This is a genomic window from Pseudomonas saxonica, from assembly GCF_007858365.1.
Classification (GTDB): Bacteria; Pseudomonadota; Gammaproteobacteria; order Pseudomonadales; family Pseudomonadaceae; genus Aquipseudomonas; species Aquipseudomonas saxonica.
Genome location: NZ_VFIO01000001.1, coordinates 1 through 22,398 on the forward strand (window position 1 = coordinate 1; position 22,398 = coordinate 22,398).

At 57.1% G+C, this 22,398-nt stretch carries 15 protein-coding genes and 2 pseudogenes; 4 read left to right on the forward strand and 13 right to left on the reverse strand.

The annotated features are described in order from the left end of the window. Positions 1-630 precede the first annotated feature (630 nt). The 6 genes from FJD38_RS00005 to FJD38_RS00030 all read right to left on the reverse strand — a co-directional run bounded on the left by FJD38_RS00005 (position 631) and on the right by FJD38_RS00030 (position 11,373). A complete protein-coding gene (locus tag FJD38_RS00005; RefSeq protein WP_208727484.1) occupies positions 631-2,133 on the reverse strand; it encodes an efflux transporter outer membrane subunit in 1,503 nt (500 codons plus the stop codon). After that, the gene (locus tag FJD38_RS00010; protein WP_146383550.1) at positions 2,130-5,237 is read right to left on the reverse strand and encodes an efflux RND transporter permease subunit; all 3,108 of its coding nucleotides are present in this window, start codon (positions 5,235-5,237) and stop codon (positions 2,130-2,132) included. Before FJD38_RS00010 ends, FJD38_RS00005 begins: the two co-directional genes overlap by 4 nt. Next, the gene (locus FJD38_RS00015; RefSeq protein ID WP_122782805.1) at positions 5,234-8,335 is read right to left on the reverse strand and encodes an MdtB/MuxB family multidrug efflux RND transporter permease subunit; all 3,102 of its coding nucleotides are present in this window, start codon (positions 8,333-8,335) and stop codon (positions 5,234-5,236) included. The genes FJD38_RS00010 and FJD38_RS00015 overlap by 4 nt, the downstream gene beginning before the upstream one ends. Beyond that, on the reverse strand, positions 8,332-9,642 hold the full coding sequence (locus FJD38_RS00020) for an MdtA/MuxA family multidrug efflux RND transporter periplasmic adaptor subunit (protein WP_167654237.1): 1,311 nt from the start codon (positions 9,640-9,642) through the stop codon (positions 8,332-8,334). Before FJD38_RS00020 ends, FJD38_RS00015 begins: the two co-directional genes overlap by 4 nt. Before the next feature lie 405 nt (positions 9,643-10,047). After that, positions 10,048-10,548 carry a thiol peroxidase gene (gene tpx / locus FJD38_RS00025; RefSeq protein WP_146383551.1) on the reverse strand — a complete coding sequence of 167 codons (501 nt, stop codon included), beginning with the start codon at positions 10,546-10,548 and terminating at the stop codon, positions 10,048-10,050. 153 nt (positions 10,549-10,701) lie between these two features. Then, the gene (locus FJD38_RS00030; protein ID WP_122782808.1) at positions 10,702-11,373 is read right to left on the reverse strand and encodes a DUF3313 domain-containing protein; all 672 of its coding nucleotides are present in this window, start codon (positions 11,371-11,373) and stop codon (positions 10,702-10,704) included. A gap of 228 nt (positions 11,374-11,601) precedes the next feature. On the opposite strand from FJD38_RS00030, the gene tal reads away from it, so the two are divergent. The 3 genes and pseudogenes from tal to FJD38_RS00045 form a co-directional block, all read left to right on the forward strand. Next, positions 11,602-12,525, forward strand: coding sequence for a transaldolase (gene tal / locus FJD38_RS00035; RefSeq protein WP_146383552.1), 924 nt, complete (start codon positions 11,602-11,604; stop codon positions 12,523-12,525). Between the two features lie 241 nt (positions 12,526-12,766). Next, positions 12,767-12,886: pseudogene (locus FJD38_RS25095) on the forward strand (transaldolase); the annotation flags it as partial. A gap of 199 nt (positions 12,887-13,085) precedes the next feature. After that, positions 13,086-13,247, forward strand: a pseudogene (locus FJD38_RS00045) (transaldolase family protein); the annotation flags it as partial. Between the two features lie 165 nt (positions 13,248-13,412). Here FJD38_RS00045 and rfaD read toward each other — a convergent pair. Both rfaD and FJD38_RS00055 read right to left on the reverse strand, forming a co-directional pair. Further along, on the reverse strand, positions 13,413-14,402 hold the full coding sequence (gene rfaD, locus FJD38_RS00050) for an ADP-glyceromanno-heptose 6-epimerase (RefSeq protein WP_146383553.1): 990 nt from the start codon (positions 14,400-14,402) through the stop codon (positions 13,413-13,415). Positions 14,403-14,516: 114 nt separating this feature from the next. After that, positions 14,517-15,794 (reverse strand): serine/threonine transporter, encoded by a 1,278-nt coding sequence (locus tag FJD38_RS00055; RefSeq protein WP_146383554.1) that lies wholly within the window; start codon positions 15,792-15,794, stop codon positions 14,517-14,519. A gap of 227 nt (positions 15,795-16,021) precedes the next feature. Here FJD38_RS00055 and FJD38_RS00060 point away from each other — a divergent pair, with 227 nt between their 5' ends. Beyond that, entirely contained in the window at positions 16,022-16,546 is a 525-nt protein-coding gene (locus tag FJD38_RS00060) for a DUF4946 domain-containing protein (RefSeq protein WP_146383555.1), read from the forward strand. On the opposite strand, the gene FJD38_RS00065 is transcribed toward FJD38_RS00060, so the two are convergent. The 5 genes from FJD38_RS00065 to FJD38_RS00085 all read right to left on the reverse strand — a co-directional run bounded on the left by FJD38_RS00065 (position 16,543) and on the right by FJD38_RS00085 (position 22,392). Then, positions 16,543-16,923, reverse strand: coding sequence for a RidA family protein (locus FJD38_RS00065; RefSeq protein WP_122782813.1), 381 nt, complete (start codon positions 16,921-16,923; stop codon positions 16,543-16,545). The genes FJD38_RS00060 and FJD38_RS00065 overlap by 4 nt on opposite strands. A 122-nt stretch (positions 16,924-17,045) precedes the next feature. Continuing rightward, complete coding sequence (locus FJD38_RS00070) at positions 17,046-17,663, reverse strand: Pvc16 family protein (protein ID WP_158637840.1); 618 nt, start codon at positions 17,661-17,663, stop codon at positions 17,046-17,048. A gap of 19 nt (positions 17,664-17,682) precedes the next feature. After that, the gene (locus FJD38_RS00075) at positions 17,683-19,731 is read right to left on the reverse strand and encodes an ATP-binding protein (RefSeq protein WP_146383557.1); all 2,049 of its coding nucleotides are present in this window, start codon (positions 19,729-19,731) and stop codon (positions 17,683-17,685) included. 256 nt (positions 19,732-19,987) lie between these two features. Next, entirely contained in the window at positions 19,988-21,529 is a 1,542-nt protein-coding gene (locus FJD38_RS00080; protein WP_146383558.1) for a contractile injection system tape measure protein, read from the reverse strand. Between the two features lie 173 nt (positions 21,530-21,702). Next, positions 21,703-22,392: a hypothetical protein gene (locus FJD38_RS00085; protein ID WP_146383559.1), complete on the reverse strand. Its 690-nt coding sequence runs from the start codon at positions 22,390-22,392 to the stop codon at positions 21,703-21,705. Positions 22,393-22,398 lie beyond the last annotated feature (6 nt).

Below are 22,398 nucleotides of genomic sequence, written 5' to 3' on the forward strand. Positions count from 1 at the left end.
GGTCCATAGGATTAAGCTCTCGCCACGGCATGGTCAGATCCTCGAAATCGACCCTGCCAGTTAAAAACTGTTACCTATGTGCTTGAACTGATTTGTAACCTATGTGGGTGAGTCATACCGCAAGGACTTTTTGGGTACTTTTGTGGCTGTTTGACAAAAGTGCCTCGCCGTAAGGGCGAAACCCGTAGAAAGAATTAACACATCCAATGGATATGTACTCAGTGCTCCAGTTATCTAAACCGCGTACATATCCATTTCATGTATCACGGCGCTCTACGGGTTCCGCCCTTACGGCGGCTCACTTTTGTCAAACAGCCACAAAAGTAAGCAAAAAGGCCTTGCCCCTGCGTACGGCCCTCGCTGCGCTCAGGTGCCCCTCGCTCCGGTCCCGCTCCGTGGGCACGCTGCGACGGGCCATCCATGGCCCGATCGCAGCTCTCCCGGCATCCATGCCGGTCGACCCACTCCGCAGAACCTCCACTCGGCCTCCCGACGGGGCGGCAGATCAAGATCAAGATCAAGATCAAGATCAAGATCAAGATCAAAAGCCAGATCACAAGCCAGATCAAAAGCCAGATCAAAATCCAGATCAAAAACTAGATCACAAACCGAGTTATCTCGGGTTTACCCTTACGGGCGCTCGCCCGTGTGCTCATTGGCACTCAAATCAGTATTGCCATCCCATCCCCCACCCAAAGCAGCAATCAACTGCACGCTGGCTATCAACCGGCTTTGCAACAGGTTCAACACAGTGCGCTCATTAGACAAGGCCGTCGTTTGTACCGTTACCACGTCTAAATAAGCAATCAAACCCGCCTTGTACTGGTTAGTGGTCAAACGCAACGACTCTCGCGCCGACTCCAGCGCTTGCTCCTGCACCACCGACTCATCCGCCAGTACTTTCAGTTGCACCATGTAATTCTCGACCTCACGCAAACCATCGAGCACGGTCTGACGGTATTTGGCCACGGTCTGGTCATAGATAGCTTCGTTGCGATCGACGTCTGCCGAACGCTGGCCGCCATCAAACAAGGGCAAGGAAATTTTCGGACCCACCGACCAGAATCGGTTCGGTACGCTGATCCAGTCCTGGTACTGGCTGCTGCTGTAACCACCCGACAGGCTCAAGCTGAAGTCCGGGTAGTAAGCCGCTTTGGCCACGCCGATGTTGGCGTTGGCAGCAATGATCGAGCGCTCCGCCGAGGCGATGTCAGGACGCCGCTCCAGCAGTTGTGAAGGCAGGCTCACCGGAATCTGCGGCAGGTTCGGCACGTCTTTGACTTCCGCCAACTGGAACCCTGACGGCGCTTGCCCCGTAAGGACAGCTATGGCGTTTTCAAACTGCGCACGCTGCCAGATCAGGTCGATCAGGCTGGCCTGGGTGGTGCGCAGTTGAGTTTGTGCCTGGGCCACGGCGTCTTTGCCGGATATACCCGCACGGTATTGGTTTTCACTCATTTTCAACGAGCGCTGGTACGCCTCGACGGTGGCTTCGAGCAGGCGTTTTTGCTCATCAATCACGCGCAGTTGCAGGTAGTTCTGCACCAGTTCCGATTGTTGGCTCAAACGCATCGCCGCCAAGTCAGCCAAGCTGGCTTCGGCGCTGGCTTCGTTGGCTTCCAGCCCACGGCGCAGTTTGCCCCAGACATCGGCTTCCCAGCTCACGCCCACTTGTGCATTCAAGGTGTCGCGGATGCCGCTGCTCGATTGGGTCAGGCTTGAACTGGAACTGCCTGAGCCCTGACTGGAACGGGTTTTACCCACGCTCAGGTCGGCACTCGGGAAGAAAGCACCACGCGCTGTGCGCACCAGTGCCTGGGCCTGACGGAACTGGGCTTCGGATTGCGCTACGGTCTGGTTGGAACGGTTGAGCGTTTCAACCAGACCGTTGAGTTGCGCATCGCCATACAGTTCCCACCAGGCCCCGCGGGCCAGGGCATCACTGGGGTTGGCCTGGGTCCAGCCCGCCGCTTCTTTGTATTCGAGCGGGGCTGGCGCTTGCGGACGCTGGTAGTCAGGACCAATCGCACAGGCGCTTAGCAACAGACCGGTAAACGCCAGCCCCAGCCCACGGGCAAGGGCCCAACGTTGGGGCGACAGGGCCGGAGCGAGGGTAAGCAAACGAGAGGTCATAGCGCAGTTTCCAGAGCAGCATCAGTGCGTACGCCACGCCATTTGTTGAAACGGTGGCGCGCGCGGTCGAGATAGAGGTAAACCACCGGGGTGGTGTATAGGGTCAGGATCTGGCTGAAGACCAACCCGCCAATAATGGTCAGGCCCAGCGGCTGGCGCATTTCTGCGCCTTCGGCGGTGCTGAGCAGCAGCGGTACGGCACCCAGAATGGCCGCCAGTGTGGTCATCAGAATCGGCCGCAGACGCTGCAGGCAGGCGCTGCGGATGGATTGCTCGGGGCTGAGGCCACCGTGGCGTTCCAGCTGCAACGCAAGGTCGATCATCAGGATCGCGTTTTTCTTCACCACGCCAATCAACAGGAACAAGCCCAGCAGTGAAATCAGGCTGAATTCGCCCCCCGTCAGGTAGATGCTCAACAATGCCCCCACGCCCGCCGACGGTAGAGTCGACAAAATGGTCAGCGGGTGGATATAGCTTTCATAAAGAATCCCCAGCACCAGATACACCGCCACCAACGCGCCGAGGATCATGAAAGGCTGACCCTTTTGCGTGGCCGCAAAGGCATCGCCCGTACCGGCCATTTTGGCGATCACGTCTTCCGGCAAGCCCAGTTTGGCTATCGCTCGCTCAATCGCAGCGGTGCCCTGTTCCAGTGACACACCAGGCGCCATGTCGAACGCAATGGTCTCGGAAGCAAACTGGCCTTCGTGCTCGACGCGGTCGTCTTGCAGGCTGTTTTCGTAGTGGGCAATGGTCGATAACGGCACGCGCTCACCCTCGGCGGTGATGACCTGCACCTGGTTGAGGGTTTCAGGGTCCTGGGCGTATTTGGGGTTGACCTCCATGACCACCTGATACTGGTTCAGGCTGTCGTAGATGGTCGAAATCTGCCGCTGACTGTAGGCGTTGTTAAGTACCGCCGTGACCATGTTCATGTCGATGCCAAGACGCTTGGCCTGATCGCGGTCCACCACCAGCGTGACTTGCTGGGCACCGCGCCCTTCGCGGGCATCGATGGCCGTCAGTTCGGGCAGCGCTTTAAGGGCCGCCACGACTTTCGGGTACCAGATGCGCAGTTCGTTGAGGTCGCCACTTTGCAGAATGTAGGAGTACTGCGAACTGCTTTGCTCGCGGCCACCGCCAAATTGCAAGTCTTGGTCAGCCATCAGCATCAGGCGCCCACCAGGTACTTTGGGCATGGTGTTGCGCAGTCGCTCGATGACTTTTTGCGCAGAAATCTTGCGCTCGGAGACCGGCTTGAGGCGCACGATCATGATCGCGTTGTTGGTGCCGCCGTTGCCGCCAATAAACCCGGCCACACTTTCAACGGCCGGATCGGCCAGCACCGCCTTGCGGAAGATTTCCATTTTCGGCTGCATGACGCTGAATGACAGGCCATCGTCGCCACGCACGAAACCGATCAGTTGCCCGGTGTCCTGCTGCGGCATAAAGGTCTTGGGCACTACCACGTACAACGCCACGTTGACGCCAATGGTCACCAGCAGGCTTAACAAGGTCAGGCGCTTGTGCCGCAATACCCAGTCCAGCGAGCGCGCATAGCCTCGCATCATGCGTTCGTTAAGGCGGATGCTCCAACGCTGCATGGCGTTTTCACTGCCCGGTACATGGGGCTTGAGCCAGCGTGCGCAGAGCATCGGGGTCAGGGTCAGTGACACCACCAGCGACACCACAATCGATGCGGCCAGCGTGATCGAGAACTCGCGGAACAGACTCTCGACAATCCCGCCCATAAACAGGATCGACAGGAACACGGCCACCAGCGACACGTTCATCGACAGCAAGGTAAAACCGACTTCCTTGGCACCCATGTACGCGGCTTTCATCGGCGCGATACCGGCGTCGATATGCCGCGAGATGTTCTCCAGCACCACGATGGCATCGTCCACCACCAGCCCGGTGGCCAGAATCAGCGCCATCAGCGACAGGTTGTTCAGCGAGAAGCCGTACAGGTACATGATGGCGAAGGTGCCGATCAACGACACCGGCACCGCTAACGTGGGGATCAACGAGGCACGGAAATTACCCAGGAACAGGAACACCACGATAATCACCAGCACCACGGCGATCAGCAACGTCATTTCGGCTTCGTGCAAGGTGGCCTTGATCACCGGCGAACGGTCCATGGCCACTTCCAGCTTGACGCTGGCGGGCAGCACGGCTTGCAAGGCCGGCAATTGCGCCTTGATGGCGCTGACAGTCTCGATGATGTTGGCCCCGGCCTGGCGGTTGACCACCAGCAGCACGGCTGCGTCATTGTTGAAGAAGCCGCTGTTGTAGCGGTCCTCGACGCTGTCCTGCACTTTGGCCACATGATTGAGGCGCAAGGCGGCACCGTCCTGATAACGGATAATCAGCGACTCGTAATCCTTGGCTTTTTCCAGCTGGTCATTGGCCTGAATCTGCCAGTTACGCTCGCCATCCGAGACCGCGCCCTTGGGCCGACGCACGTTGGCACTGGCAATGGTGCTGCGCACTTCATCCAGCGACACACCGTACTGGTTCAGCAGTTGCGGCTCCAGCTCGATACGCACCGCCGGCAGCGAGCTGCCGCCAATTTGTACTTCACCCACCCCAGGCACTTGAGACAGGCTCTGCGACAGGATGGTCGACGCCAGATCGTACAGCTCGCCCTTGGACAGCACCTCCGAGGTCAGCGCCAACACCATGATCGGCGCCTGCGAAGGGTTGACCTTTTTGTAGGTCGGCATGCTTTTCATGCCGCTGGGCAGCAGATTGCGCGATGCGTTGATGGCCGCCTGCACTTCTCGCGCCGCACCGTTGATGTCGCGGTCCTGATCGAACTGCAAAATCACCCGGGTCGAGCCCTGACTGGAACGACTGCTCATGGTGTTGACCCCGGCAATCGAGCCAAACGAGCGCTCAAGCGGGGTGGCCACCGTGGACGCCATTACCTCGGGGCTGGCCCCCGGCAAACTGGCGGAGACCACAATCACCGGAAAATCGATTTGCGGCAACGGAGACACCGGCAACAAACCAAAGCTCACACCGCCCAGCAGCATGATGGCCAGGCTGAGCAGCATGGTGGCGACGGGGCGCCGGATAAACGGCCCGGACAGGTTCATACCGACGCCTGCTCAGCGTTGGCTGCATCACCCCGCCAGCGGCGGCCCAATCGGTCGAAGTACAGGTAAATGACCGGGGTGGTAAACAGCGTCAGCACTTGGCTGACCAGCAAACCGCCCACCATCACCAGCCCCAGCGGCTGGCGCAATTCTGCACCGGAGCCGGTGGCCAGCATCAGCGGTACGGCACCAAACAGCGCCGCCAGTGTGGTCATCAAAATCGGCCTGAAACGCAGTAACGCCGCCTGATAAATCGCCTGTTCCGGGGCCATGCCCTGATTGCGCTCAGCATCGAGGGCAAAGTCGATCATCATGATCGCGTTCTTTTTCACGATACCGATCAGCAAAATGATGCCGATGATCGCGATCATGCCCAGATCATTGCCACTCAGTATCAGCGCCAGCAAGGCACCCACGGCCGCCGACGGCAAGGTCGAAAGAATGGTGACGGGGTGGATGTAACTTTCGTACAGCACGCCGAGCACGATGTACATGGTCACGATGGCGGCCAGAATCAGCAGCAAGGTGCTCGACAACGACGCCTGAAACGCTTTCGCCGCGCCCTGGAACTCGGTTTGCACGCCCACCGGCATACCGATGTCTTTTTGCACCTGATCGATCAATTCGACGGCTTCGCCCAGCGCAACACCGGGCGCGAGGTTGAACGACACCATCACCGAAGGGAACTGGCCAATGTGGGAGATCGCCAGTTGTGCCTGTCGTTCTTCTACCTTGGCCAGGCTCGACAGTCGGACTTGCCCGCCATCGGTGGTCTTGACGTGAATCTGGTCCAACGCCTGCGGGCCGATTTTCTCGCCATCTTTGGCTTGCAACACCACGCGGTATTGGCTGGCCTGGGTATAGATGGTGGAAATCTGACGTTGACCAAAGGCGTCATACAACGCGTCGGTGATATTGGCCACTGTCACCCCAAGGCGCGAGGCCGCATCGCGGTCAATCACCAGGTACACCTGCAAGCCTTTGTCTTGAAGGTCGCTGGCCACATCGGTCAGCTCCGGCTGATTGGACAGCGCCGTTACCAGCTTTTGCGTCCAGGTGCTGAGCAGCTCGGCATCGGGTGACGTTAGGCTGAACTGGTATTGAGTGCGGCTAACCCGGTCTTCGATGGTCAGGTCTTGTACCGGCTGCATGAACAGACGAATCCCCGACTGCTTGTCGACCTGCGGTTGCAGGCGGGCAATCACTTCAGACGCCGTTTCACTGCGATCACCGTGAGGCTTGAGGTTGATCAGCATGCGCCCGCTGTTGAGGGTCGCGTTATCGCCGTCCACACCGATGTAAGACGACAGGCTTTGCACCGCCGGGTCTTGCAGAATGAGCTGCGCCAGTGCTTGCTGACGCTGGCTCATGGCACTGAACGAGATCGACTGCGGCGCTTCGGTAATCCCCTGAATCACCCCGGTGTCTTGCACCGGAAAAAAACCCTTGGGCACGACCATGTACAGAAAGACGGTCAGTGCCAGTGTGCCGATGGCCACCAGCAAGGTCAGCGGTTGATGCTTGAGCACCCACTGCAACATGCGACCGTACTCGGTGATCATCCAGTCGATGAAAGCACCGCTGGCCCGGTAGAAACGCCCCTGTTCCTCAGGCTTGGGTTCGGCTTTGAGCAGGCGCGCGCACATCATCGGCGTCAGGGTCAGCGAGACCACCAGCGAAATCAGAATGGCCACCGCCAGGGTGATGGCAAATTCGCGGAACAGACGCCCTACTACATCGCCCATAAACAGCAACGGGATCAGTACGGCAATCAGCGACAGGGTCAAGGAAATCAGGGTAAAGCCGATTTGCTTGGCGCCCTTGAGCGCCGCCTGCATGGGGCTGTCGCCTTCTTCGATGTAGCGCGAGATGTTCTCCAGCATGACGATGGCGTCATCGACCACAAAGCCGGTGGCAACGGTCAAGGCCATCAGCGTCAGGTTGTTGATCGAAAAACCCGCGAGGTACATCACCCCGAAGGTGCCGATCAGTGACAGCGGCACCGCAATCGAAGGAATGAGGGTGGCGCTGGCACGGCGCAGAAACAGGAAGGTCACCATCACCACCAGGGCGATGGCGATCAGCAATTCCAATTGCACATCGCGCACCGAGGCGCGGATGGTTTGCGTGCGGTCGGTCAATACCGTCACGTCAATACCGGCGGGCAGGTTGTCGGTGATGCTGGGCAGCAGCGCCTTGATCCGGTCCACCACTTCAATCACGTTGGCACCCGGCTGGCGCTGGATATTAAGCAGTACAGCCTGATTTTCATTGGCCCAGGCGGCAAGCCGCTCGTTCTCGGCGCCATCGACGATTTCGGCCACGTCCTTGAGCCGCAACGGCGCGCCGTTGTTATAGGCGAGGATCAGCTCGGCGTATTCCTCGGGCGTTTTCAACTGATCGTTGGCGTCGAGCATCGACACCCGGGTCGGGCCGTCGAAATTACCCTTGGGCTGGTTGACGTTGGAGGCATTGATCAGCGTGCGCACATCCGCGAGGTTGAGGCCATTGGCGGCCAGTGCTTCAGGGTTGACCTTGATGCGCACCGCCTGACGCTGACCACCGGCAATACTGACCATGCCAACGCCGCTGATCTGGGCAATTTTCTGCGCCATGCGCGTATCGACCAAGTCATTGAGCTTGGGCAGCAGCATGGTTTTCGATGTAATCGCCAGGGTCAGCACCGGGGTATCGGCCGGGTTGACCTTGTTGTACACCGGCGGGGCCGGTAAATCGCTGGGCAACAGGTTGCTGGCAGCATTGATCGCCGCCTGCACTTGTTGCTCGGCGACATCCATATTGATGTCCAGGTTAAAGCGCAACGTCAGCACCGAAGCGCCCCCGGAGCTGGTGCTGGCCATTTGTGTCAAACCGGGCATTTGCCCGAACTGGCGCTCTAGCGGTGCGGTGACCGCGCTGGTCATCACGTCAGGGCTGGCGCCCGGATACAGCGTCATGACCCGGATGGTCGGGTAATCGACCTGAGGCAAGGCCGACACCGGCAACAGGCGGTAGGCAATGATCCCGGACAACACGATGGCCAGCATGCACAGCGTGGTTGCGACCGGGCGCAGGATAAACAGCCGCGACAGATTCATTCGTGCGCCTTGCCCTTGCCGTTGGCTTTGGCATCCGCAGGCACAGCAACGGCCTCAGCCCCGCCTTGCAGGTGCTGCGCCGGGGTGGCCGGCACCTCGGCGCTGTCGTTGACGACCTCTACCGCGCCGCCATCACGCAACCGGTCAGTGCCTTCCAGCACAACGCGATCACCGGGCTCCAGCCCTTCTTCAATGACCGTCACATCACCGTCGGTGGCCCCCACTTTGATGCTGCGGATCTTGACCTTGTTGTCACCGTCCATGGCATAGACAAACGACCCATTGGTGCCGTATTGAATGGCCGCTGTCGGGGCCAGAATCACATTTTTCAGCGTGTCGGCCAGCAAGTGCACATTGACGAACTGGTTGGGGAACAGCGCCTGATCGCGGTTCTCAAACAGTGCTTTGAACTTCAACGTGCCAGTGGTGATATCAATCTGGTTATCAATGCTGCTGAGCACACCGGTTGCCAACTCTTTGGTGTCGCCACGGTTCCAGGCCTGCACGGGCAATTGGGCGCCACTGCGGTAACGCTCCAGCACCAGTGACAGGTTGCTCTCCGGCAGGGTGAAACTGACCACGATTGGCTCGGTCTGGGTAATTACCACCAGCGCGGTGGTGTCATTGGCGGCGACCAGATTGCCCACGTCCAATTGGCGCAAGCCCACTCGGCCGCTGATCGGTGCGCGAATCTTGGTGAAATCGAGGTTGAGCTTGGCGTCGTTGACCGCCGCCTGATTGGTTTTGACCGTGCCCTGATACTGACTCACCAGCGCTTCGGCGGTGTCCAGGGTTTGCTTGGCGATACTGTCTTCGGCATACAGACCGCGATAGCGCTGCACATCGACCTGCGCGTTTTTCAACTGGGCCTGATTTTGCAGCAACGTGCCTTCAGCTTGCAGCAAGGCATTCTGGTAGCTGCGCGGGTCTATCTCAGCCAGCAAATCGCCCGCTTTGACCATCTGCCCTTCCTTGAAATAGACCTTGACCAGCTCGCCCGCCACTCTGCTGCGCACATTGATGGTATTGAGGGCCGTCACCGTACCCAGCGCCTTGTAGTAAATCGGGAAGTCCCCGCGCGTCACGTCCGCCACCCGCACTGGCACGGCTTGAGTCGAACCGCCAAAACCAGGGCGCGCCATGCCTGTGCGACTGGTTTGCCCGGCGGCTTGGGTTGCCTCGGTTTTTTTCGCTGACGACGGCCATAGCCACCAGCACAGGCCAATAATGACCAGCAACACCAGCAGAGCAACCAGCCAGCGACGAGAAGTGTGGGAAACAGAGGATTGCATTGAATGATCAACCAGTTGGGCGCGAGCGCTTATTATCAGGAGGCTGAACGATAAGCAGTGTCGGCGGTTATGAAAAGGCTCTTTACCGGGTATTTACGTTATAGGGGGTAGATGACAGGAAAAGTGGCGGTTTGGCGCAATCTTGAACTCGTAGCAGTTGACGAGTAATGCGAGGCTACGATCGGCGGCGTAGCCGTCGTAAAACCCTTCAACTCGGTAAATCAACTTCACCACGGCAGATGGGTTGGCTGTTTCAGATACACCGTGCGCTCAGCGTTTGCGACGATTGCATCGTCGAACGTAGCCTCGCACTACTCGTCAACTGCTACAGGGGTCTGCGTGCCCCCCGCCCGCTACAAAACCCGCACAAAAAAACGGCCTGGCAATCAATGCCAGGCCGTTTGGGTCATGCCGTGATGCTTACTTCAAAACAGCCAGTGCTGCTTCGTAGTCTGGCTCTTCAGCGATTTCTTTGACCAGCTCGCTGTGCAGCACGTTGTCGTTTTCGTCCAGTACCACCACTGCGCGAGCAGTCAGGCCTTTAAGCGGGCCATCAGCGATTGCAACGCCGTAGTTTTCGATGAACTCGGCGCCACGCAGGGTCGACAGGTTTTGCACGTTTTCCAGGCCTTCAGCGCCGCAGAAACGGGCTTGTGCGAACGGCAGGTCAGCCGAGATATTCAGCACCACAGTATTTGGCGCCTCGTTGGCCTTGGCGTTGAACGTGCGTACCGACGTTGCACAGGTCGGGGTGTCTACGCTTGGGAAGATGTTGAGCACTTTACGTTTGCCGGCAAAGTCAGCCAACGTCACATCGGACAAATTACCTGCCACCAGCGAAAAAGCTGGAGCCTTGGCGCCTACCGCTGGCAGTTCGCCGTTGACTTGAACAGGGTTGCCTTTAAGCGTCACTTGAGCCATGAACGATGTCCTTCTTAACAGTATTTGAAGAGGCCGAAGTTAAACACGAAACCGTCACGCCACCTATGACCTCCACACAAAATGTCACGATCAACCTGACACAGGCTCAACGACGGACGACGCATTCGACACGTCGCCCGTGAACACCCTTTTCTATTCGTTCTTGAGCTTCAAATAGGACTGATGCATGTCTGTGGCCCAGCCATCGATCACGGCTTTGAAGTTATCGGCCTTCAGTTCCTGGGTGTTGTTATCCAGCGGCTTGCCCGTGCCCTTGCGCACGACCTGAGCCACAACATCCTGACTTTGCCCGTCAATCAAAACGGCCTCGGTCGACAACTGGGTTTCTTGATCACGTATACCCGTTGCAGTGCTCACCGCCGCCGCCACCAGCGCCACGGGAATGTATTCATAGGGTGCCAGGCTCTCGGTTTCACTGCTGACGGCGGTGATGGCCGGCCGCACAACAATCACCCCCGGCCCCGGTGCGCTGGCCAAGGGCAGCGATTTGCCCAGCTCGCGTTTGAGTGCCTGATCGTAGTACGCGGTTATGCCATTCAACGTTTTTTGGGAAATTTTTCCGGTGGGTTGAGGCGCCGGGTACAGCTGGCTCGGCTCGATGTACACGCTGGTGTATTTATTCAAGTCGAGCTTTGGGTCTATCCAGCGCATGACCTCGGCCCCCGAAGGCGATTTCTCCTCTTTGAGGTGACTGTAATCCTTCAAGAAACCGGAGTATTCGTTCGGTTGCACCGTCTGACTGGAACAACCGACCACCCCAAGCGAGGCAAGGCACACCGCCCCAAACATTAGCCCAAGCTTCATGCTGTAACTCCTGTAGAAAATGCAACCGCACAGATACGGAAACTTAGGTATAGCTAAACATCCGCAAAAGGCCGTGGACAGGTCGTAAATCCGTCAGTGAAAAATCGTCTGCCGGGTTGCACAATGCAGGGATTGCGCGGCATTCTGCCAGCCTGCCTTCAACGAACTTTTGATCGAAGATACACTCCATTCATACAGCCATTTCCTTATTTAAGACTGAGACGCCCCATGACTTCCAAGCTGGAACAACTCAAGCAGTTCACCACCGTGGTCGCAGACACCGGCGACCTCGACGCGATTACCCGCCTCAAACCCGTTGATGCCACCACCAATCCTTCGCTGCTGCTCAAAGCTGCCGCGCTGCCCGGTTACGCCGATTTACTGAAAAACGCCATCGAACACGCCAAAGGCGATGTCGGCCTGGCGTGCGACCTGTTCGCGGTGTCGGTGGGTAGCGGTATCTTGAAAGTCATTCCTGGGCGAATTTCGACGGAAGTCGACGCTCGCCTGTCGTTTGACGAAGCGGCCCTGCTGCAAAAAGCCAATCAGTTGATCGAGTTATACGACAAGGCTGGAGTTGGTCGTGACCGCGTGCTGATCAAGCTCGCCTCGACCTGGGAAGGTATCCGTGCGGCTGAGAAGCTGGAAAAAGCCGGGATTCAAACCAACCTGACGCTGCTGTTTTCGTTTGCCCAGGCAGCGGCCTGTGCCGATGCGGGCGTGTTCTTGATCTCGCCATTTGTGGGCCGCATCTACGACTGGTACAAAAAATCCACCGGCATTGACTACACCGGCTCCGATGATCCGGGCGTGCAATCGGTTACCCGCATCTACAACTACTACAAAGCCAATGGCTACAGCACCGTGGTCATGGGCGCGAGCTTCCGCAACACCAACCAGATTGAACAATTGGCCGGTTGCGACCGCTTGACCATCAGCCCCGACCTGCTGGAAAAACTGGCCCAGGAACAAGGCACGCTGGAACGCAAACTGGCCCCTGGCAATGCTGGCGAACCGCGTCTGATCCTCAGCGAAGAGCAGTTCCGCTGGGAATCGAACGAAGACGCCATGGCCACTGAAAAACTGGCCGAAGGCATCCGCCAGTTCGCCCGTGACCAAGAAAAGCTGGAAGCATTGCTGTCGGGTAAATAACTCGGTGTACGCGTAGCAGCTGACGAGCTCTGCGAGGCTGCGATCGGCGGCAAAGCCGTCGTAAAACCATGCCACCCGGTTATTCAGGCCCCCCCTGAGCGGCCGGGTTTACGAGGACTGCGTCCTCGAACGCAGCCTCGCAGAGCTCGTCAGCTGCTACGGGTTTTAGCGATTCAATAACGCACGGCAATAACGCTCCACCCCCTCCTCCAACGTCAGCTCCGCGCAGGTGTACACCTGATTGGCCCCTGGCAATGCTGGCGAACCGCGTCTGATCCTCAGCGAAGCGCAGTTCCGCTGGGAATCGAACGAAGACGCCATGGCCACTGAAAAGCTGGAAGCGTTGCTGTCGGGTAAATAACCTCAGCTATCGCGTCCTCATGTAGCCGCTGCCGAAGGCTGCGATAAGGGCCGAAGGACCTTCGCTTTTAAAAAAAGCAGGGCCGCTACGCACCCCATCGCAGCCTACGGCAGCGGCTACACATCAGCGCGCAAGCAATTCACGGCAATAACGCTCCACCCCTTCCTCCAACGTCAGCTCGGCGCAGGTGTACACCTGATTGGCCCCTGGCAATGCTGGCGAACCGCGTCTGATCCTCAGCGAAGCGCAGTTCCGCTGGGAATCGAACGAAGACGCCATGGCCACTGAAAAACTGGCCGAAGGCATCCGCCAGTTCGCACGTGACCAAGAGAAGCTGGAAGCGTTGCTGTCGGGTAAATAACTCGGTGTACGCGTAGCAGCTGACGAGCTCTGCGAGGCTGCGATCGGCGGCAAAGCCGTCGTAAAACCATGCAACCCGGTTATTCAGGCACCCCCTGAGCGACCGGGTTTACGAGGACTGCGTCCTCGAACGCAGCCTCGCAGAGCTCGTCAGCTGCTACGGGTTTTAGCGATTCAATAACGCACGGCAATAACGCTCCACCCCCTCCTCCAACGTCAACATGGGCTCGTTGTAACCCGCCTCACGCAAGCGGGTCAGGTCGGCGCAGGTGTACACCTGATATTTGCTTTTAAGCGCTTGGGGAAACGCAATGTATTGCAGCACACCCTCCAGCAGCGCGGTTTCCAGGGTCAGCTCAGGCCTGTTCTCAGCCACTCGCACACTGTTGATGGTCGCCAACGCCAACGCATTGAATGAGCGCGCCAATCCTGTCCCCAGATTGAAAATCCCGCTGGTCTGCGGATTGTCCAGCCAATGCAGATTGACCTTGACCACATCTTCAACCGACACAAAATCGCGCAGATGCCCGCCCGCCGGGTAACCGCCATAGTCTGCGAACAATTCAACATGCCCGCGCTCGCGGTACTGGTTGAAACAGTGCCAGACCATCGACGCCATACGCCCTTTGTGCTGCTCACGCGGGCCGTACACATTGAAGTATCGCAACCCCACTATCTGGCTGCTGGCCGTGGGCAGTATCTGGCGTACCCGTTGGTCAAACAGGAATTTGGAATAGGCGTACACATTGAGTGGCTGCTCACATTCACGGGCTTCACGAAAGTCGCGACGAGCACCATAAACCGCCGCCGAGGAGGCATACAGCAATGCAACTGATTGCTCCTGACAGGCCTGCAACAGGTCGCAGCTGTATTGATAGTTGTTGTCCATCATCAGCCGCCCGTCACGCTCGACGGTACTTGAGCAGGCGCCCTGATGCAGCACCGCACGCACACCCGCCCATTGCCGGGCGGCAAAACGGGGCAGGAACTCGCGTTTATCAAGGTAATCGGCAATGTCGCAATCGGCGAGATTACGGCACTTGTCACCGTCAGTCAGATCGTCGACGGCAATGATGTCGCGCTCGCCGCGCAGGTTCAGTGCCTTCACCAGATTGCTGCCGATAAACCCCGCAGCGCCGGTCACGATGATGCTCATCCCTAATCACCTCCCTAAAAGAAGTGACCTTAGACTACGCGGCACTCAGCCGTGGGGATTGACTCGAATCAACTCAACGTGTCGCCGCCTGGAACGACGGCGACACGCCACCGATCAAGGGATCAGCGAGTACACAAGCGACGAAATTGCGATCAAGCCGACAAGGGTGACGAACACGTTGGAGAGCAGCCCCGAGTACTGACGCATGGCCGGCACACGGCGGATCGCATACATCGGCATCAGGAACAGAATGGCCGCGATCACCGGGCCACCCAGTGTTTCAATCATGCCCAGAATGCTCGGGTTAAGGGTGGCCACCGCCCAGCACACCACCAGCATGAAGGCAGCGGTCAAGCGGTCGAGGGTCTTGGCCCCAGGCCGTTTACCGGTTTTAAGCACCAGACCTTTAAGGCCTTCGCTGGCACCGATGTAGTGCCCCAGAAACGACTTGGCAATGGCCACGAACGCAATCAACGGTGCCGCAAAGGCAATGGTCGGGTTGTCGAAGTGGTTGGCCAGATAGGACAGGATCGACAGGTTCTGCGCCTTGGCCTCAGCCAATTGCGCAGGCGACAAGGTCAGTACGCAGCTGAACACGAAGAACAGCACCATGACGACCATCAGCAGATGCGCGCGAGAAAGGATCTGCGAGCTGCGCTGATCGGCGTTCTGGCCATAACGGCGCTTTTGATCGACGGCGAAGGCGGAAATGATCGGCGAGTGGTTGAAAGAGAACACCATCACCGGAATCGCCAGCCATAAGGTGTGCAACAGGGCCGACGGCGCTGGCAGCGTGTTGGCAGTGCTCAGAATGCCGCCGTTCCAGTGCGGGATCAAAAACACCGCCAAAAACAGCAACGCCACGATAAACGGGTAGACCATCATGCTCATGGCCTTGACGATCGCTTGCTCGCCGCAGCGCACCACGGCCAGCAAACCGAGGATCAGCACCAACGACAGAATGGCCCGGGGCGGTGGCGTGACATGCAACTGGTTGAGCATAAAGCTGCCCACCGTGTTGGTCAGTGCCACGCTGTAAATCAGCAGGATCGGAAAAATGGCCAGGAAGTACAGCAACGTGATCAGCGCACCGGCCGTCAATCCAAAATGCTCTTCAACCACATCCGTGATGTCTGAGCCTTCGCGACCCGACAAGACGAAACGGGTCAAGCCACGGTGTGCGTAAAAGGTCATGGGGAACGCCAGCAGCGCCAGGATCAGCAACGGCCAAAAGCCGCCTATGCCTGCGTTGATGGGCAAGAACAGCGTACCTGCGCCAATGGCCGTACCAAACAGGCCCAGCATCCAGGTGGTGTCGTGACGGTTCCAGCGACTGAGGGTCGCCGGGGTCTCGTCGAAGCGTTCATCAACGCTATTAGCCTGGTCATTCATCCGGTCGAATCTCCGCTAGCCGGTCGTTACCACGCGGCCGGGGCGAACGGAAAACACCTTACAGACCACGCCCCGGCCATAAGAGGGGCGCGATTGTCCGGGATTAGGCATAAGAAGCAAAGGGTTAGCTGAGTAATGGTGAAAAATGATGTCACACAACAAAGCAATAGATGTACACCTGTTGATACAATCTACCCATCCACTTTTCACTGAAAAGGCCTGCCCTGATGCCCTGCTCGCTTCGTTTCACCGCACTGTTCGCACTGCTGTTTTGCGCTGCGGCCCACGCCGAGCAACTGACGATCACCTGGCCCGCAGACTGGGAGGTTCAGGCCCTGCCGCCTGCGGCCGACACCAACAACGTGCGTCAGCGGGCGGTCAAGAACGACGCCAATGGCGACCCGTTAATGGTCATGGAACTGACCCAGACCACGCTAGAACCCGAGCATCAAGTGAATATGGACGCGGTGCTGCTGCAAATGCGCAAGACGCTGCAAAAAAACTTCGCCAGCGCAGGCTATCAAAGTGCTTGCAACAAGATTCATGACAGCACCCTGGGTGGCCTCAAAGCACTGCAAACCACGTGCAAGATCACTCAGAACGGCAACCACGTGATCACCCAGACCCTCGTGGCCGCCACCCAGGGCAATAGCGCTTATGCCCTCTCCTACGCCGGGCCTGCTGAGGGTTACAAGGCCAACGAAGCAGAGGTCAATGGCATCCGTGCCAGCTTGCAGCTAAGTAAACCCTAGGCCTTGGCGGCCATGGCGGTCACTTCAACACGCATGCCTTCGACCGCCAGAGCGGCCACGCCAACGGCGGCACGTACGGGCCACGGCTTTGCAAAGAAGCGGGTGTAAACCTCGTTGAAAGCTGCGCGGTCAGCCATGTCCGTGAGGTAAATGGTCAGGTGCATCACCCGGTCCATCGAGCTGCCCGCCCGCTCCAGCGCAACTTTAAGCGCCTGTAAGGTGCATTCGCTTTGTTCGGTGATTGTGCCCAGCTCCAGACTGCCATCGGCACGGGTCGGAATCTGGGTGGACATCAGCACACCGGCAAAACCGGCTACGTCAGATGAGATGGAGTCTGCATCAGGGTCAGGAGTGAAGGTGATGTCGTGGTTAGCCATGCCATTAGCCTTGGAGTCAGGAAAAAGAGGGCCGCAGTATAACGGGCTGATGCGCTGTCAGCTCAAACCTGTAGCCCCGTTCACCTTTCATACCGGGTATTGCCAACACTGCAGTTATTGCTTCAGCGTTTTTTCTTCTTTGGTGCCTCTTGTTCTTCGGTTGGATCAGGCAAGTGAGACGCTTCTACCTTGATTACACCTACAGGCCCAAGATCTTTTTCAGGGCCGTTCAACGGCACCCGAATGGTTGCATCGTAAGTCAGGCAAAGTCTGGGGCGATTACCCAATGCCTGCCAAAAATTACCGAGGCTGTTCAAATGCTCCGAAGGCATCAGGCGCGAGAAAAGACTGCCGCCATCAGGCAATTCCCGGTTGTTAATCAGCGCACCGGTGATCCAACTGATCACTTTCATTTGCTGACTGTCCGGCCCCTGAGCGGACTCTACCCCATCCGAGGGGTCCCAATAGGTGATGAGGAAAGAGCAACGAAGATAAACATTAGCGACCTTGTATTTCCCCTCGCCCTTTAAGTATTGACGAGGCTCACCCTCACGCAGCTCCAAGTCTTCGGTCAGCTGGTAAAGAAACACACTCACGGTCGGTGATGCCACCTGCGTATCGAGTTTCGGAAGATCAAAACGAATTTCGATTTCTCCTTCTAAGTGCGTTTTCAAGGTAGCTGCCAAAGCACTGTTGAGCTTGATTATTGCGTCCTCTGTATTGTCTTTGGTCGATTTCATCTCACATCCTCCACGACGCTCATGAATAGATTTTTCCCAACTTGCCCATCTCGCGCTTGAGTGCCTGTTCAAGGTGGCGAAGCTCGACACACCGGGCCTCATCCTCGGCAGCCAGCCACGTTGCCAACAGCGCCACATTGCGGATGTTGGAACCAGTTATTTCTACTCGCCGGGCAAGGTCGGCGAAGTCGATGGCATCACTTAATGCAAGACCATGGGGCCAGATGGCCTGCCACATCCGTTCGCGCATGCTGGCATCGGGCATGCTGAAACGGGTCATGAAGGTGATGCGCCGATTAAAGGCGGTGTCCAGGTTGGCGCGGTTATTGGTCGACAAAATGACCAGCCCCGGATGCTGCTCCAAGCGCTGCAACAAGTACGACACTTCAATATTGGCATGGCGGTCATGGGAGTCCTGGGTGGCAGTGCGTTTGCCGAACAAGGCATCGGCTTCGTCGAAAAATAAAACCCCGCAGTCGCGCTCCGCCAGGTCGAAAATTTTTGCCAGATGCTTTTCCGTTTCACCGATGTACTTGTTGACCACCGCTGACAGGTCAATCTGTATCAAGTCCACCCCCAACTCGCCCGCCAGCACTTCGGCGGTCATGGTTTTACCGGTGCCCGATTCACCATAAAACAATGCGCTGATGCCGGTTGCACGCCCAAGCTTATGGCCAAAGCCCCTGTTCAATACCCCTTCGCGTTGACGGATGGCGCTCAGTATTTCCTTTAGCTGTAACTGCACTTCGCTGCTGACGATCAAGTCGTCAAACGTGCGCACCGGTTCGATACGGTGCACCAGCGAGCCAAAATCCTGATGGGTGCGCACCTGCAATGCCCGACGTAAATCGCCATCATTCAGCAAAGCTTCATCGCAGCGCTGGCTCGCATAGAGGCTGGCCTCTTGCAGGGTGATCGCCACGTGCGCATGTTGCAGTGGATAGCGCTGCGCCAAGCGAGCAATATCGACACTCTCTTCAACCCCCAGCGCCCCAACCTGCTGATAGAAAAGGCGCGTGCCGATATGCACCACGTCGCTGGGCACCTCCAGCACCACATGGGGCAGGTTGCTCAAGCGCACCACCGGCAAGTGCCGGGCAATGACCATCAACACAGGCCCTGTATGCCGGGCCAGACGCGACTCCAGAAACGCCAGCACATGCGGCCGGCTGTCGCGCACGGCTCCTGCTCCGCTCAGCAACAAACCGGCCCCGCGCATGCGCACTTCGCGCAGCGCCTGGGTGACGAAACCGCAAGCTTGTGTGAGGTCTTCGGGCAGCAGGTTGAGGTCCAGCAACAGTGTTTGCCGATCATTACGCGCCAAAATTTGAGCGACCAGACCGGCGACACTGGCTTCGGAGGAGGTGCGCAACACCACGCACACCGCCCCCTGCCGGTTAGCGGTCTGACAGCAACGACTCAAGTGCTCGGCGAATGTGTGTTCAATGAACTGTGAAGATGGCACCACCCAGGATGCGCCTAATTCCAGGGCAAATGGCAACGCCTCATGCCCCAGCAAAAAGTGGAAAACCCCAGGATCAAGGGTCAAAGGTGTTTGCAGCGAACCGGCGAACACCGGATCGGTTTTGAACAGCCCGTGTGAAAACAAATTCGCGCCGGGGTGTAGATACAGTTGCCCATGCGCTTGCTCAATAACATTGCTGCACAGCAACGACAGCGCAAACTCTGCGGTGATGGCCGAACGGTTCTCACCGCGCAGGCAGGCAATCAGCGTGCTATACCCGGCATCTAGCATGGGTAACAGGCACAACAGCAACACATCACGCTCAAACGGGTTGAGGTCGAAATGCCCCAACAACTGGGCCAACCGGCTGCCGGGGCGCAGCGTGCCTCGCCAGGGGTACTCTTCCCAGCCGGGAATCTCCTGCTCCCAGCGCGTTACGCCCACTTGAGCCACAAGGTTTTCCAGCAACACGTGCGCTTGAGGCAGCAACAACTGCGACAGATTGGCCATCGTGTTCTGCTCCAGCAGATCGCGAATACGCCGTTTGAAGCGGGTATCAACGTCTTCGAGCTGAGCGGTCAAGTCCAGCAAATAATCGGTCATTGCGTTGAATACCCTCACTGTCGGCTTAAATAGCGTGCAGACACGCGCTTGGTGGCGTGAAAACGACCATCCCCGTAGCAGCTGACGAGTAATGCGAGGCTGCGTTCGACGATGCAATCGTCGCAAGCTCTCGGGGTGCGAACCTCAAGGCTGAATTATTTTGCGACTGCTGCGCAGTCGAACGTCGCCTCGCATTACTCGTCAACTGCTACGGGTTTTTCGCTTAGATCCTGGTTGCTGACGACGTCCGAGATGTTCACCCCACAGAAGCCGCTTCATAAAAGCTGAGGTACAACGGCTGCGTTAACCACGGGTAACTCAACACCGAAACAGGCCACGGCACCGGCGGTGGGGTCTTGGTACCCGGCTCCAGCTCAATCTCCAGCGACCATCGCCCGCCTTGCAGGCTCAATTTTCCCGGGCGCTGCAGAAAACGTTCGCGCAGTTCTGCCAGGGAAAAGTCCGACCAATTGTCCAGAGGCGCCGTGGGCGGCCTGGCCAGCCAGGCATCCAGCTCGGCGAGGTCATCAGGGTTGTCTTCAAACCCGTCTGGCGCTGCCAGTGGCAAGCCTAGCGGCATGCCACACAACCAGCGCAACAACGCTGAATCCGGCCAGTCCTCACCCCACATCAATGGCCCTTCACCCCATACCAGCGCTTGCAGACAGCGCATAGCACGGTAGTTACCTTCCGGTTGCACCCATTGCTGATCCACCAGCAGGTCCATTTTTTTAAACAATGAAGGCAACAGGGGCCACAGCAGCACAAGCCCGGCTTCATGAATAGGCCAGGTCATGCCTGCGTGGATGCGGATCGGGGGTTCTGGGCGGGGGGTGGGTTGGGCACTCGTTGGGATCGCACTAAACGGCAACGGTTGCGTACTCGATGGGATCGCACTAAACGGCAACGGTTGCGTACTCGATGGGATCGCACTAAACGGCAACGATTGCGTACTCGCTGGGGGCACTTCAAGTGGATCTGTACGTACGGGCGAAAGAGAGGTACGTACTTGAGTCGGGCTTATTGAGGCCAGTGCTTCAGCCAAACATTTTTTTGCTTCGCCGGTGGTGCATAGCAGGTGCAGCCACTGCCGAACTTCGGCACGCAAGGGATAAGCCAGCAGGCGAGGTAGCCAGGTGCGCAGGGTTGTTACGTCGATTGCAACGGATTGCGATTGTACAGTTACCGGGGGAGCGAGTACTGCGATCTGCGGGTGGCGTTGCATATATATCAATCCACATAAGGGCAGTATTTCGCCCAGTTGTTTGCGCGTAACCAGTGCGGAAGGTATTGGGTCGGCCAGTACCGTGGTTATTAATTTGAGCGTGGTCATGTTTAGACGTTTGAGCCAGAAGATTAGTTTGCCGGGTTGCAGGCTGGCTTGAGCTAATTTTTCAGGATGTAGAGTCGAGTCTAAATCGGTTCTACGTGGGACAGATATCTCCATTAATAGCGTCAAATCAGCATATTCAAGATGGTCGACAACGGGATCACTACCCGCCTTTACCTCAGACTCACTTTCTGATTGCCAAGCTCGTACCTGTTGCTCCAGTTGCAATCGTAAACGCGCGCGCAACTCTACCTCCCAATCCAAGTGATCAAAGGTGCCGAGGCAGAGTACAAGCCGATCTATATGCAACGACGGAGCAAAAATCAACGCACGTTCAAGCTCGCCACATAATACGGCATGAAATAGTTCACTGACTCTTTGAAGCAGGCGATCTCCTTCTCCACCGGGAGTACTTTTAATGCTGAAAACCACAGAATCAACACAAGGATTAATTCGCTCATCAGACATAGATGTCTCCAGAAAAAATCTCTACCCGTAACCCCCAAGGAAAGACCATAATATAATCGAACGATGCCAATTACTCACATGCAACAGGCCTAATGCACAATAATAACCAACCTAAACTCTAAAAAAATAAAAAACCATTATCTTTTAAAATGCAGCCCCACAAAAAATTGCACTTATTCAATAATAGTATCGGGGGTAAACTCTATTATTTCACACGACCTGGAGAAAGGGAGTAAAAAATCTAAACCGAAAATTAATATTTCCGTCCCAATATCATCATTATTAGACACGTAAGTCAGGATACATTCATCCCTCGTAACTTGCGACTGCCCAGTCACTGGAGCTAGATCCTGCAACAACCATTTATCTGTAGACTTGGAGAGGTCAAAAAACGGGGTGCCCGTCGCAAACCCCCTAACAACCACATGTTTGGAATTTCTCCAGGTGAATAATAGTACGAAGTTAGCCTCGGATAGTTTTGTATCATTACCCGGTAGCCCCGGCACTACAGAAAAATGCGTCGCTTTATACTTCGACATCATTGCATAAAACCAAGAAACATTCGACAGGCTAAAATTACCCTTCGACCCTGACAGGCCTGTACCAGCCAGAGCGTCGACATCAATAGACAACACCTTATTTTCATTCTGAACTAACCCATGGCCCAACCCGGGTGCAGGAGCATCCCCGTCCCCCTCAACCCCCAACAACTTATGTAAATAATGCACATATTTAATCAACTTCAAATAATCCGCTTCTCGCGGCACGGCGCCTGCTTTGAAGACACTCGTGATTGCTTTAAAGTCGAACTCTAATTCAGGCAATTCATTCACACCTACAGCTTTAGTCTCATGCTTGGCCATAGCCTT

Bases quoted from the DNA above. Each gene is read 5' to 3' on its own strand.
- FJD38_RS00005 (WP_208727484.1), bottom strand. From the start codon at position 2,133: ATGACCTCTCGTTTGCTTACCCTCGCTCCGGCCCTGTCGCCCCAACGT.
- FJD38_RS00010 (WP_146383550.1), bottom strand. From the start codon at position 5,237: ATGAACCTGTCCGGGCCGTTTATCCGGCGCCCCGTCGCCACCATGCTG.
- FJD38_RS00015 (WP_122782805.1), bottom strand. From the start codon at position 8,335: ATGAATCTGTCGCGGCTGTTTATCCTGCGCCCGGTCGCAACCACGCTG.
- tpx (WP_146383551.1), bottom strand. From the start codon at position 10,548: ATGGCTCAAGTGACGCTTAAAGGCAACCCTGTTCAAGTCAACGGCGAA.
- FJD38_RS00030 (WP_122782808.1), bottom strand. From the start codon at position 11,373: ATGAAGCTTGGGCTAATGTTTGGGGCGGTGTGCCTTGCCTCGCTTGGG.
- tal (WP_146383552.1), top strand. From the start codon at position 11,602: ATGACTTCCAAGCTGGAACAACTCAAGCAGTTCACCACCGTGGTCGCA.
- rfaD (WP_146383553.1), bottom strand. From the start codon at position 14,402: ATGAGCATCATCGTGACCGGCGCTGCGGGGTTTATCGGCAGCAATCTG.
- FJD38_RS00055 (WP_146383554.1), bottom strand. From the start codon at position 15,794: ATGAATGACCAGGCTAATAGCGTTGATGAACGCTTCGACGAGACCCCG.
- FJD38_RS00060 (WP_146383555.1), top strand. From the start codon at position 16,022: ATGCCCTGCTCGCTTCGTTTCACCGCACTGTTCGCACTGCTGTTTTGC.
- FJD38_RS00065 (WP_122782813.1), bottom strand. From the start codon at position 16,923: ATGGCTAACCACGACATCACCTTCACTCCTGACCCTGATGCAGACTCC.
- FJD38_RS00070 (WP_158637840.1), bottom strand. From the start codon at position 17,663: ATGAAATCGACCAAAGACAATACAGAGGACGCAATAATCAAGCTCAAC.
- FJD38_RS00075 (WP_146383557.1), bottom strand. From the start codon at position 19,731: ATGACCGATTATTTGCTGGACTTGACCGCTCAGCTCGAAGACGTTGAT.
- FJD38_RS00080 (WP_146383558.1), bottom strand. From the start codon at position 21,529: ATGTCTGATGAGCGAATTAATCCTTGTGTTGATTCTGTGGTTTTCAGC.
- FJD38_RS00085 (WP_146383559.1), bottom strand. From the start codon at position 22,392: ATGGCCAAGCATGAGACTAAAGCTGTAGGTGTGAATGAATTGCCTGAA.